The sequence below is a fragment of the Caballeronia sp. genome (genome assembly GCF_028292365.1).
GTDB lineage: Bacteria > Pseudomonadota > Gammaproteobacteria > Burkholderiales > Burkholderiaceae > Caballeronia.
In genome coordinates this window covers 1-12,025 of the sequence record NZ_JAQGMM010000081.1, presented here as the reverse complement: position 1 = coordinate 12,025, position 12,025 = coordinate 1, and the positions used below count along the sequence as shown (strand labels likewise).

General features: G+C 60.8%; 11 protein-coding genes. 7 read left to right on the top strand and 4 right to left on the bottom strand.

Annotation, left to right across the window (positions count from 1 at the left end; translation table 11 throughout):
• Window positions 1–23: 23 nt before the first annotated feature.
• Complete coding sequence (locus JWR14_RS04720) at window positions 24–1,241, bottom strand: AAA family ATPase (protein WP_299702166.1); 1,218 nt, start codon at window positions 1,239–1,241, stop codon at window positions 24–26.
• Window positions 1,242–1,824: 583 nt separating this feature from the next.
• Between JWR14_RS04720 and ltaE the strand changes: the two genes are divergently transcribed.
• Window positions 1,825–2,856: a low-specificity L-threonine aldolase gene (gene ltaE, locus JWR14_RS04715; protein WP_299702163.1), complete on the top strand. Its 1,032-nt coding sequence runs from the start codon at window positions 1,825–1,827 to the stop codon at window positions 2,854–2,856.
• A gap of 17 nt (window positions 2,857–2,873) precedes the next feature.
• Here the strand turns inward: ltaE and JWR14_RS04710 are convergent, their stop codons facing one another.
• Window positions 2,874–3,764: a LysR substrate-binding domain-containing protein gene (locus JWR14_RS04710; protein ID WP_299702160.1), complete on the bottom strand. Its 891-nt coding sequence runs from the start codon at window positions 3,762–3,764 to the stop codon at window positions 2,874–2,876.
• Window positions 3,765–3,880: 116 nt separating this feature from the next.
• Here JWR14_RS04710 and JWR14_RS04705 point away from each other — a divergent pair, with 116 nt between their 5' ends.
• The 3 genes from JWR14_RS04705 to JWR14_RS04695 all read left to right on the top strand — a co-directional run bounded on the left by JWR14_RS04705 (window position 3,881) and on the right by JWR14_RS04695 (window position 6,957).
• Window positions 3,881–4,891 carry an aldo/keto reductase gene (locus JWR14_RS04705; protein ID WP_299702157.1) on the top strand — a complete coding sequence of 337 codons (1,011 nt, stop codon included), beginning with the start codon at window positions 3,881–3,883 and terminating at the stop codon, window positions 4,889–4,891.
• 133 nt (window positions 4,892–5,024) lie between these two features.
• A complete protein-coding gene (locus JWR14_RS04700; RefSeq protein WP_299702154.1) occupies window positions 5,025–5,909 on the top strand; it encodes an oxidoreductase in 885 nt (294 codons plus the stop codon).
• Between the two features lie 7 nt (window positions 5,910–5,916).
• On the top strand, window positions 5,917–6,957 hold the full coding sequence (locus JWR14_RS04695; protein ID WP_299702151.1) for an AraC family transcriptional regulator: 1,041 nt from the start codon (window positions 5,917–5,919) through the stop codon (window positions 6,955–6,957).
• A 134-nt stretch (window positions 6,958–7,091) separates the two neighbouring features.
• Here JWR14_RS04695 and JWR14_RS04690 read toward each other — a convergent pair whose 3' ends face one another.
• Entirely contained in the window at window positions 7,092–7,418 is a 327-nt protein-coding gene (locus JWR14_RS04690) for an alpha/beta fold hydrolase (protein WP_299702148.1), read from the bottom strand.
• Window positions 7,419–7,728: 310 nt separating this feature from the next.
• On the opposite strand from JWR14_RS04690, the gene JWR14_RS04685 reads away from it, so the two are divergent.
• The gene (locus JWR14_RS04685; protein WP_299702145.1) at window positions 7,729–8,637 is read left to right on the top strand and encodes a pyridoxal-phosphate dependent enzyme; all 909 of its coding nucleotides are present in this window, start codon (window positions 7,729–7,731) and stop codon (window positions 8,635–8,637) included.
• Between the two features lie 57 nt (window positions 8,638–8,694).
• On the opposite strand, the gene JWR14_RS04680 is transcribed toward JWR14_RS04685, so the two are convergent.
• Entirely contained in the window at window positions 8,695–9,825 is a 1,131-nt protein-coding gene (locus JWR14_RS04680) for a LacI family DNA-binding transcriptional regulator (protein WP_299702142.1), read from the bottom strand.
• 173 nt (window positions 9,826–9,998) lie between these two features.
• Between JWR14_RS04680 and JWR14_RS04675 the strand changes: the two genes are divergently transcribed.
• Both JWR14_RS04675 and JWR14_RS04670 read left to right on the top strand, forming a co-directional pair.
• Window positions 9,999–10,991, top strand: coding sequence for a substrate-binding domain-containing protein (locus JWR14_RS04675; protein WP_299702139.1), 993 nt, complete (start codon window positions 9,999–10,001; stop codon window positions 10,989–10,991).
• Between the two features lie 167 nt (window positions 10,992–11,158).
• On the top strand, window positions 11,159–12,025 hold an 867-nt coding region (locus JWR14_RS04670; protein ID WP_299702136.1), incomplete at its 3' end, for an ATP-binding cassette domain-containing protein.

Here is a 12,025-nt window from a genome sequence, read left to right as displayed (position 1 = left end):
GTGGTTGCGCATAAGCACGTGTTTCATTCGTCGAACGCGATGTGATGCCGGATGATGCTGCGAATCAGCGCGGCGTCCTCGGCGCTGACTTTGGCGTAGATTGCCGGGCCGGCGGCGCGTTCCGGGTCGCCGGAACGCAGCATCAGGTCGGCCCAGTCGAGCAGGCGCCGCGTCGAAAACGCGCTCGCCAGATCTTCGCGGGCGAACGCCGCGCGGCAATCGGCGGCAATGGCCGCGAGCGTTTGCGCCATCGGCCGCGTGAAACGCGCTTCCAGCGTGCGCATCAACACTTCCGCCTCTTCCTCAGGCGACAGGTAGTTCATCAGATACACGCGCCAGCGATCCAGGAATGCCTCGTTCATCAGGTTGGCGCCCTGATACAGATGCCGATACACGCTCATGGCGCCGACCGCGTTTGCGGTGGCGAACAGGCGGAAAGACGGGTGCGGCGCCACCAGTTCGTTGCCTTTTTCCTTCAGCAGCAAACGCCCGTGGGGTTCGAGCACGGCGGTGAGAACGGCGAGTATCGACGGTTCGGCGAAGTCGATTTCATCGACTACAAGCCACAGACCTTCGCGCAGGGCAGTCGGCAACACGCCGTCGACCCAGAGCGTTTCGCCGCCTTTCACGGTCCAGAAACCGACGAAATCGCCGATGGTCGTCTGGCCGTTCATATTCGCTCGCAGCACGCCGTGTTGCGTACGGGCCGCGACCTGCTCGATCAAGCTCGTCTTGCCCGCGCCGGTATGGCCGATCAGCAGCACGCGCCGGTTCTCCACGATGTCCTGGAGGATGTCGCCGAATCGCTCGGGAAAGAGATACGCGGGGTTCAGGCGCGGCACGAGCGGACCAGGCTGGCCCACAGGCATGTCCACCGGGCCGATGGTCATTGTTGCTTCGTTTGAAGCCGAAGCCGAATCCGCGGCTTGCGGCGTTTGCCGCATGGCGTGCCGAAGTTCTTTCAGAAAGCCGGTTCGTCCTTCTGCGGGCAGCGGTGCGAGCGCGGGATCGTCAGGTCGAAAAAACCCCTCCCGATGCCACTTTTGCAACTTCGACTTGAGATTTTCCAGGTCAACGACTGTATCGATATTGGCCGGCCCGTCGCCGTAACCGTGTTCGATCCGGTACATCTGCGGCCGATCGGAGAGCGTCACTTGCCACCATTCGGCGGCCTGGCCCGTTGAACGCTCGTAGCGGCCAATGTGAGGATCGTCTTGCAACTTCAGTTCGGGCGCGTTCATTGGCTTACGGACAGGGCGGGTGGATGGGTGTGGCTGGATGTTCGAAACTTTACACGCTCGTGGGATGAGACTTGGCGTGACGACGTGGTTTCACGTTCGCTGGAATGAAATATTTAGGGCGAACAGCGCTGGAATGCCGGCTCAAAATATAGATGATGTATTGGTTCAAAAATACTTCATAAGCAATTGAAATATAATTAAATTTGTCGCGTAAACCATTGATCTCGAAGTTTTCTCAAGGAAGTCATGCAAGTAGTTGATTTTTAATGAAAAAACGGGGTCTGCGAACAACACTTCCTAAAGTGCTTTCTAGAAAATTCCCCATGGTCCTGCTTAACTATAGAAAAACCATATAAGCATTTGATTTCATGGGAAAAATTCAAAAAATATATATTTAAGGTTTGATATCGATCGTAACTACATGATTTAAAATAATTAAACGAAAAATTAACGAAATTCTCGTCATTCCGAAACCTCGAAATCGGTTGAACTACCGCCCGTACCACCTAGACCCTTCAACACCCGTTGTCACGCCTTCCTTCCCACAATGGCAAAATACCCGCTCCACCCACCAGGAGCCACAATGAGCACCCCGATCCAGCACGATTTCCGTTCCGATACCGTCACGCGACCCAGCCCGGCCATGCGCGCCGCGATGGCATCGGCGGAGGTCGGTGACGACGTCTTCCGCGACGACCCCACCGTGACGCAACTGGAAGCCGTGATGGCCGAGCGCTTTGGCAAGGAAGCGGCTGTATTCCTGACGTCGGGCACGCAATCGAATCTGGTCGCGCTGATGGCGCATTGCGAGCGTGGCGACGAATACATCGTCGGGCAGCAGGCGCATTGCTATCGCTGGGAAGCGGGCGGCGCGGCGGTGCTGGGAAGCATCCAGCCGCAACCGCTGAACAATCAGGCGGACGGTTCGCTGGTGCTGGCGGAAATCGAAGACTCGATCAAGCCCGACGATTCGCATTACGCGCGCACGCGACTGCTGGCGCTCGAGAACACGATCGGCGGGAAGGTTTTGTCGCTGGAGTACATGGAAGCGGCGACGGCGCTGGCGCGTCGGCACGGTCTTGCCACGCATCTGGACGGTGCCCGGATCTTCAATGCCGCAACGGCGTTGAACACACCCGTTGCCACGCTGACGCGCTCCTTCGATACGGTGTCCGTGTGTTTATCGAAGGGATTGGGAGCGCCGGTTGGCTCGGTGCTGGTCGGCAGCGCGGCTTTGATCGCGAAGGCGCGGCGCACGCGCAAGATGGTGGGTGGCGGTTTGCGGCAGGTGGGCATTCTCGCCGCGGCCGGGCTTTACGCGCTGGAGCACAACGTGGCGCGTCTCGCCGATGACCACGCCAACGCGGCAACGCTGGCGAAAGGCCTGGCATCGTACGGACAATTGAAGGTGACGATGCCGGACACGAACATCGTGTTCGTGGAAGTGGACAGCGCGATTGCGGCTGACTTCAAAGAACATTTGGCGGCGCGCGGGATTGGCATTACGTCGGCGTATAGCGCGACGAAACAGCGCTGGGTGACGCATCTGGATGTGGACAGCTCGGCGGTGGAAAACGCACTGGCGGCGGTCCAGGCGTTTTTCTCAGAGCGGTAATTGCCACGCGCGCGTGCTCAATCTTCCTTAATGAAGTCGATGAACGCGCGCAACGGCGCGGGCATATGCGTGCGGCTCTGGTAATACAGAAACGGCCCGGAAAAACTCTCCCACCACTCGTGCAACACGGGCACGAGTGCGCCGCTTTGTATCGCCGGCCGCAAGAACTCGTCGAACGTATAGATCATGCCCAAGCCCGCGGTCGCGGCGCCCACTTCAAGCTCCATTACCGACGCCACCAGCGGCCCGTTCGGCGTGAAGCGAACCTGTTCGTCACCGCGTTCGAAGCGCCACGCCGCCAGCACGCCGCTTGCGAACCGATGCCCGATGCATGCGTGCTCCAGCAAGTCGCGAGGGTGCTCAGGCCATCCGTGCGCTGCAAAATAAGCCGGTGCGCCCGCCGCCACGAAATGCTGCTTGCGCGGGCCGATTGGGACAGCGATCATGTCGCGCTCCAGCCGTTCGTCGTAGCGGATGCCGGCATCGAAACCTGCTGCCAGCACGTCGATAAACGTATCGTTCGATACCACTTCCAGCGTGATTCCCGGATGCGCGGCGAGAAAACGCGCGACGATGGGCGGCAGCACGTGCATGGCCACGATAGTCGGCACGTTCAGGCGCAAGGTGCCGGTCGGACTGTCGCGGAAACTGTTGATTGCGTCGAGCGCCCCGGCAATCTCGCCGAGCGCCGGCCCTAGCCGTTCCAGCAAGCGCTGGCCGGCTTCCGTGACCGTGACGCTGCGGGTGGTGCGATTAAGCAAACGCACGCCGAGGCGCGCTTCAAGCCGACGAACCGCCTCGCTTAGCGCGGAGGCCGAGACGCCGCGCAAACGCGCTGCTTCCCTGAAACTGCGCACCTTGGTGATAGCAACAAAGGCGCTGAGATCGGAGAGATCGGGATCGTTCATTGTGCGTTTTTTCGTACAGCCCGTGCTGTGAAGGCCGGATTGTCGCACGACAAATCGCCTCGCATACTCTCTGCAACGCTCGCAATCACGCGACGCCAGATCCCAGGAGACTTGAGATGAACCATCGGCAACTTGGCGCGACCGGACCGCGCGTATCGGCACTTGGACTTGGCTGCATGGGCATGTCCGGCATGTACGGACCGTCCGACCGGAGCGAAAGCATCGCCACGATTCACGCCGCGCTCGACGCCGGCATCACGCTGCTCGATACCGGCGATTTCTACGGCAGCGGCCACAACGAAGCGTTGATCGGCGAAGCGCTGAAGGGTGCGAAAACCAAACGCGACGCCGCCATCATCAGCGTGAAATTCGGCGCGTTGCGCGATCCGGCTGGCGGTTGGGTCGGCTATGACGCGAGGCCGGCCGCGGTGAAGAACTTCCTGACGTATTCGATGCAACGCGTTGGGGTGGATTACATCGATATCTATCGGCCGGCGCGGCTCGATCCCAATGTGCCAATTGAAGACACCGTAGGCGCGATTGCCGAAATGGTGAAAGCAGGTTACGTGCGTCACGTCGGGCTGTCGGAGGTCGGCGCCGAGACGATCCGGCGCGCGGCGGCAGTGCACCCGATCGCGGATCTGCAGATCGAATACTCGTTGATTTCACGGGGTATCGAAGGCGATATTCTTTCGACGTGCCGCGAACTCGGCATTGGCGTGACCGCTTACGGCGTGTTGTCGCGAGGGCTGATCAGCGGCCATTGGCAGGCGACGCAAAATCTGGCCGGCAACGATTTCCGCGCGCATAGCCCCCGTTTTCAGGGCGAAAACGCTGAACGGAATCTGCAACTCGTCGAAGCGTTGCGGCGGATTGCGGAAGCAAAGGGCGTGTCGGTGGCGCAGATCGCGATTGCGTGGGTCGCGGCGCAAGGCGACGATATCGTGCCGCTGGTCGGCGCACGGCGGCGGGACCGGTTGACGGAAGCGCTGGGCGCACTGGATGTCGTGCTGACACCGGATGAACTCAGCGCAATCGAATACGCCGTGCCGAAGGGTGCTGCAGCCGGGGACCGTTACGCGGCCGCACAAATGGCCCATCTCGACAGTGAGACACGCCACGGATAACTGCTCGGATCAGGACCCAGGGCGTTGGCGCGATCCGATTGCAAGTTGGCGCGATCGGATTAGTGCCGCGGACAGGCTGCTCCTAGAATCCGGTGAACGCAGCACTTTTCGTTCACCGTTAAAGGAAGCACTCATGTCTTCAGTCTGGTTTATTACGGGCAGTTCCCGCGGTATCGGCTTTGAATTGGCGAAGGCCGTTCTGGCCGCCGGTCATCGTCTGGTCGCGACTGCGCGCCGTCCCGATGATCTCGCCGCGCTCGTTACGCAGTACGGCGAGCGGGTGCGCGCTGTCGCCCTCGACGTAACCGACCCGGCTTCCGCGCGGGCCGCCGTGCAGCAGGCCGTGGAGGCGTTCGGCCGCCTGGATGTCGTTGTCAACAACGCGGGTTATGGCAACATTGCGTCGATCGAGGAAGGTGACGACGCCGATTTCCGCGCGCAGATGGAAACCAATTTCTACGGCGTCGCCAACGTCACGCGCGCCGCGCTGCCGGTCCTGCGCACGCAGCGCAGCGGCCACATCATCCAGATTTCATCAATAGGCGGACGCGTCGGTTCGCCCGGCCTCGCCGCGTATCAATCGGCGAAATGGGCCGTGGAAGGGTTTTCCGAAGTGTTGTCGAAGGAAGTTGCACCGCTTGGGATCAAGGTGACGATCGTCGAGCCAGGCGGATTTCGCACGGATTGGGCCGGTTCGTCGATGACCATCCACACGCCGGGTCCCGACTACGCCGCGAGCATTGCGCCTTTGCTTGAATACCGCGCGTCGCATCGTCCAGTCGGCGATCCGGCGAAGGCGGCGCAAGCGATCCTCGGCATAGCGGGACTGGACGAACCGCCGCTGCGATTGCTGCTCGGCAGCGATGCGGTGCATATCGCGGGACAAGTGCATGAAGCGCGCGGCGCAATGGATGCGAAGTGGCGTCACGTCAGCCTCTCGACCGACGCCGGCGATGCCACCGAATGGCGCGGGTTGATCGATAAACTCGATATCGTGAAGCAGCCCGTCAGGAACTGAGAGGCTTATGAAAACCGATGGCGTTCCGGTCAGTCCCGCACTGTTCGCACGGCTTGAGACGCTGGGCGTGGATGTGCCGCGTACGTTGCGCGCGGCTGGCTTGCCCGTGCCGGCGATGGCGAATGCCGGGCCGGGCCGGTTGCGGCTGACGACGCAGAAATACTTCGCGCTGTGGGAGGCTATCGCGCAGGTGAGCGGGGATCCTGCCATCGGCTTGCGCATTGGTGCTGAAACCTCGCACGGGCAGCTTGATGTCATGTCGCTCGCGGCGCTGCATTCCGCCAATTTCGGCGAGGCGCTGGCGAAGCTTGCGCGTTACAAGCGGCTGAGTTGTCCGGAGGAAGTGGTGGTCACCGTGCAGCGTGACGAGGCGTCTGTGACGTTCCGCTGGTTACTTGCCGACGGTTTTGTCCCCGACCTGCTGACTGACGCAATGTTTGCGTCAGCGCTGGCCATGGCGCGGCGCGGATCGGGTGTCGCGGTCAAACCGCGTCGCGTGGAGCTGACGCGGCGCTCGGCCAACCGCGCGATGTTCGCGCGCCACTATGGCTGCGAGATCGTATTCGATGCCCCGAACGACGTGCTCGTATTCGATGCAGCAACGCTCGCGCTGCCTTTCGTGACACATAACGTTGATTTGCTTGCCGCTGTGCTGCCGCAACTCGACGCGGGACTGGCCGCGCTCGCCCACGAGCAGACGTTCGCCGATCAAGTCGATGAGGCGCTCGCACGGAGCATGCGAGGACAGCGGCCGAGCGTTGAAGCGCTGGCGCGTGAGCTGGCGATCAGCACACGCACGCTGCAACGCAAGCTTGCACTCGACGGAACAAGCTATCAGCAGCAGCTTGACCGCGTACGCAGCCGGATCGCGCGCCGCTTGCTGGGTAGTACGGATCTCGCGGCTGGCGAGATCGCTTGGTTTCTAGGCTTTGAAGAGGTCAACTCGTTTTCCAGGGCGTTTAATCAATGGGAAGGGATGACGCCTCAGCGGTGGAGAGGGAACGACGATGGAAGCCGCGACCGGTCGTTCTCGGAACCGGTTGTTTGATTTGGCATGCTGACTAGATTCATATTGGTCTTTTGGCAGCCGCCCGGCAATCGCGGGCTCGTGTTTCATCCGGTGCGTGATCACGTCAGTGTTCAATCATGGTGCGGACAATGTCGCAAAAAGCCTCTGGTTGCTCAAGCATCATCATGTGGCCGGTGTTCGGCTGAACCACGTAGCTTAGCGACGCTCGGTGCTTTGGCTGCGATCAGCATCGCAATGGCTCCGCCGACGCTGTGGCCCAGCAACCAGCCTGGTTCTCCGACGTGCTCTTTCATGTAGCGAATAACCGATGCCGCCTGATTGTCGAGCGTAATCGAGCGAGCATCGGCGTCTGCCGGCGAGCCATATCCGATCAGGTCGGGCGTATGAACGCTTACTCCAGGCATCCGCGCGCCGGGTGAAAAATAATCGATAGATCCCATCAAGCCATGGATCATGACCAGTGGTGTTGCTTTGTCCATTTTCTTTGATTTTTCAAGTATTTCTGGTTATCCGGAATGAGCGACAGGCGCAACAAATACGAACCAGGTTTGTACGTTGGTGAAGGCATCCGACTTGACGAATACTAGCTCAGGGGAAAACATCGCGGACCCTGACCTGACAGCGCGGCGCCCGGCGAAGTCATACGGTTGCGCGGGCGCTTTCAGAGAGTCAAACCAGACACACGCCACGACGCACAACGATAACTGCAATAAACTATCAAACTCGAATCCAGTCGCGGCCCTCATGGCGACGCCTAGCCCCCGAATTCCCGTTTGAAAAGGACTGATCTTGCTGCACATCGAAACCCCGTTGATCCTGCATCCCGGACTGTCTACGTCCACGCGCCGCATCTGGCTGAAGCTTGAAAACCTGCAACCTAGCGGTTCATTCAAAATGCGTGGCATGGGCTTGCTATGTTCGCGGGCAAAAGCGGCCGGCAAACTCCGTGTGGTTTGCCCGTCGGGCGGCAACGCTGGTTTTGCAACCGCCTTTGTCGCGCACTTGCTCGACATGCGGGCTGAGATCGTGGTGCCTTCCACGACGCCGGAAAGCACCCGTAAGCGTATCGCCGCGCTCGGTGCGACGGTGATCGTGCATGGCGATGTCTGGGACGAAGCGAACGAGCATGCGCTGGCACTGTCGGCGTCGGATGAAGTGGAATACGTTCCGGCCTTCGATCACCCCGTGTTGTGGGAAGGTCATAGCACGATGATCGACGAGATTATCGCTGTCCTGCCGCAAGTGGATGCCGTCGTGGCCAGCGTAGGCGGGGGCGGTCTGCTCGCAGGTATCCTGACGGGTTTGTTGCGCCATCGCCGAACGGATTGCCGCGTGATCGCGTGCGAGACGACGGGCGCCGCTTCCTTTCGCGCGGCGCTCGATGCAGGGCATCCGGTGAAACTGGATCGCATCGACAGCATCGCAAAATCGCTTGCCGCGCTTCAGGTGGCGAGCTGGCCGGTTGATGCGATCAAGCAGTTCCCGCACGAGTCGGTTGTCTTGTCCGACGCCGACGCGATCATGGGCGTGACGCGCTACGCCGATGACCATCGGCAGCTTGTGGAACCGGCTTGCGGGGTGTCGCTTGCTGTCGGTTACCTTGATCATCCGGCGATTGCCGCCGCGCACGACGTGGTGATCGTTGTATGCGGCGGAGTCAGTGTCGATGCGCGGATGGTGGCGGACTGGGCGAGCTGATTCGTTCATGCCGGGGACGCATCGTGCTGCAAAAACACAAACACGCCAGCGCAATCTTCAACGATCGTATTTGTGTTTAATCGCCTGATCGTCCTCATCCATCGCGTCTCCGAAACCCGTCGGCACGACGACCAGCGGGTGGGTAGCCGACGTGTCATGGTTGTCTGCAAGTGCGAAGGCCTCCGAGATAATCTTATCCACGTCCTGCCGCATCATCGTCACTTCGAACGGTAAGTGCGCCGCAAACGGGTCCCAGTCGAAGCACCCGACGACCGTGGATTGCAGCGCATCGCGGGACAGTTGCGACGTAAATTGCACGAGCCCTTCGAACGCGGTAATCGAGTTGATGAACAAACCTGCTGGCAGCTTGCCAAGGCTCTCGTAGCTGTGAGCAAGTGCTTGCCGGGCGGCGGACGCGTTATATCCGCAGCAGTCCACCGCATCGGCCGCCGGACTGATTCCGCTGGCTTCGAACGCGTCGCGGAATCCGAGAATGCGCTCCTCCGTTGCGTACTCGCCGGCAACCCCGCCGAGGAAAACCAGTTCTTCGGGGGCACCACCCCGCGTCCTCATTTTATCGATCAATACCTCAGTCAGCGCGCGTGCACCGCCGCGGTTATCCGAGACGACCGACGGCGCGCCGGAGCCAGGCAAGTCGACATTGATACAGGTCACGCCCGCCGCCGCACACAGCGAATTGAGCGGCGTGGGGTTGCGCACGCCCGCTATAAAAAGCACTTCGACCCGTTGCGACAGCAGCGTCTCGGTGACGCTTGTCTCGACCGCCGGGTCCCGCTGTGTACTGACGACGATAGGGCACAGACCGCGGCTTCTCGCCTGTTCTTCGAAGGTCTCCGCAAGCCCTGCAAAAAAACGATTGCGATAGTGCGGAAGAATCATCCCGGCCAGCCCGGAGCGCGATAGCCTCAAGCCCCGGGCCCGCATGTTGACGTTGTACCCGAGCTGCTGCGCGCTCTCCAGAATACGGTTAGCGGTTTCTTCCTTGATGCGATATCTCATCCAACTGCCGTTCAGCACCATGCTCACCGCAGTCACCGAGGTGCCGGTCGCCTCGGAAATATCGTAGATCGTGGATTTACGTCCCTTGCTACTGCGGACCATCTGAATTTCCCCTTTCAATTGCGCTGATCGCCACCCGGAGGCTGACCTCCTTCGGCCGGAAACCATACTAGGGTATCCGAGAGTTGACCATCGTGCTAAATGGATTCAGCATCGGTTCCGTCATTAGCTGAATGGATTTAGCAAGTCGCTAAATAATTCGGCGAGCTGGCAAGTTGTCCACATTCAAACCAACGGACTTCGCCCAAGCGAGAGCTCGCGGGAGTCCACGCGGAGGAGACATGTCAAGGTACTTCGTACGCGCTCTATGCGTAGGCGTCGCTGCATTTGCGCTGGCAACCGGCTTGGCTCTGGCTTCGCCCGACAAGCCAGTCATTGGAGTCGTTGTGAAAATCGGCGGGATTCCGTGGTTTAACGCCATGGACGCCGGCATCAAGAAGCGAGCGGAGCAACTTGGCGTAAAGGCTTTCATGGTTGGGCCGACCAGCGCGGACCCCGCGCTGCAGGTGCGGGCGATCGAGGACCTGATCGCGCAGCACGTGGATGTAATAGGCGTGGTGCCGAATGACGCTGAGGTGCTGGAGCCGGTCCTGGCGCGGGCGCGGGCTGCGGGCATCAAGGTCATCACGCATGAGTCGCCGAAGCAAAAGAATACTGACTGGGACTTCGAACTCGCCTCGGTCAAGGGCTTCGGCGAAGCGTACGCCAAGCGCATGGCGACCGCGTTGGGCGGCAAGGGCGAATACGCCGTCTTTGTCGGCTCGCTGACCGTGCCTTTGCACAACGCGTGGGCTGATGCCGCCATCGCTTATCTCAAGGCGAACGATCCCGGCATGACGCTGGTCGGCGACCGTTACGGCGTTGCCGAAGATGTCGATGCGTCGCGCAAGACCGCGCTCGACCTGATGCGTGCGCATCCCAACCTCAAGGCCATTCTTGCATTCGGCAGCCAGGGCCCGATCGGAGCTGCTCGCGCGGTTGCCGAGAAGCATCAAGCGGGAAATATCCTCGTGCTCGGTCCATTCTCGCCGGGGCAAGGCAAGCGTCTCGTGCACGACGGCGTCCTGACGGGCGGCTATATGTGGAATCCCGAGATTGCCGGAGAAGTGTTCGTGACCCTGGGTGTGATGGTCGCGAAGGGTGAGCCGATCAAGGACGGTACGAAGATCGAAGGCCTGGGTGTCGTCCATCCCGATGGCCACAACCTGATCGTCGACCAGTTGGTGGATCTCAACGCGAAAACCGTCGACGACCTCGCGAAGATGGGGCTGTGAACGCGATCGTTTCTTGAGACGGGGAGGGCGGCCAAGGCTGTCCTTCACGCGAGCAGTCAGGCCAGATGACAGGTGTCAGGTGTCAGTATCGGCAGCATCGGAGTGTTTTCATGGTTCCAGCGGCTTCGAAGGACCGCCTCGCGCCCTCGCGGGGCAATGCGAGCGAGATGCCGGCGGCTGTCGACATCGGCGACAACGCCGGCGTTGGCGGCACGCCCCTGCTCAAGCTTGAAAATATCACCAAGATATTTGGTGGCGTGAAGGCGCTGCAAGCCGTGAAGTTCGACGTCATGCCGGGTGAGGTGGTGTGCCTCGCCGGTGAAAACGGCTGCGGCAAGAGCACCCTGATCAAGGTGATCAGCGGCGTTTATCAGCCTGAGGCCGAAGCCATCATGCTGATGGACGGCCAATCAATCGGCGGTCTGGAGCCGTCAAAGGCCCGGGACCTTGGCATACAAGTGATCTGGCAGGATCTCGCGCTTTTTCCCGAGATGACCGTTGCGGAGAATATTGCCTTTGAGCGCAACCTGGGTCCTCGTCCGCGCCTGGTTAACTACGGTCAGATGAAAATCGCCGCTCGCCGGATCCTGGAGCGTTTGGGTGTTGCAATTGACCTTGACCGCTCCGTGCGCACGCTGTCGATCGCGCAGCGGCAGACCGTGGCGATCGCCCGCGCACTGGTCGCCGATGCCCGGCTGGTGTTCATGGACGAACCAACAGCATCCCTCAGCCACGCCGAAACCAAAGCATTGCTAACGATTGTGCGTCGGCTGTCGGCAGATGGGATCGCAGTCGTGTTCGTCAGCCACCGGCTTGCCGAAGTGCTCGACGTATGTACGCGCGTGACCGTGTTGCGTGACGGGCAGTATGTCGGCACATTCCCCACCGCGGGCATGACACAAACTCGCCTCACTGAACTCATGACCGGCCGCACATTCGACTACGCGGTGCGGACCACGGACTTGTCCGCTGCGCCCGTCGTGCTGAAGGTCGAGGACCTGTCGCGGCGCAATGAATACGAGGCCGTCTCCTTC

What these genes read in the sequence shown, in the direction of transcription:
- JWR14_RS04705 (WP_299702157.1), top strand. Translation starts at nt 3,881, where the DNA reads ATGAACCATCGGCAACTTGGCGCGACCGGACCGCGCGTATCGGCACTT.
- JWR14_RS04675 (WP_299702139.1), top strand. Translation starts at nt 9,999, where the DNA reads ATGTCAAGGTACTTCGTACGCGCTCTATGCGTAGGCGTCGCTGCATTT.
- JWR14_RS04700 (WP_299702154.1), top strand. Translation starts at nt 5,025, where the DNA reads ATGTCTTCAGTCTGGTTTATTACGGGCAGTTCCCGCGGTATCGGCTTT.
- JWR14_RS04695 (WP_299702151.1), top strand. Translation starts at nt 5,917, where the DNA reads ATGAAAACCGATGGCGTTCCGGTCAGTCCCGCACTGTTCGCACGGCTT.
- JWR14_RS04710 (WP_299702160.1), bottom strand. Translation starts at nt 3,764, where the DNA reads ATGAACGATCCCGATCTCTCCGATCTCAGCGCCTTTGTTGCTATCACC.
- JWR14_RS04680 (WP_299702142.1), bottom strand. Translation starts at nt 9,825, where the DNA reads ATGGTTTCCGGCCGAAGGAGGTCAGCCTCCGGGTGGCGATCAGCGCAA.
- JWR14_RS04720 (WP_299702166.1), bottom strand. Translation starts at nt 1,241, where the DNA reads ATGAACGCGCCCGAACTGAAGTTGCAAGACGATCCTCACATTGGCCGC.
- ltaE (WP_299702163.1), top strand. Translation starts at nt 1,825, where the DNA reads ATGAGCACCCCGATCCAGCACGATTTCCGTTCCGATACCGTCACGCGA.
- JWR14_RS04690 (WP_299702148.1), bottom strand. Translation starts at nt 7,418, where the DNA reads ATGGACAAAGCAACACCACTGGTCATGATCCATGGCTTGATGGGATCT.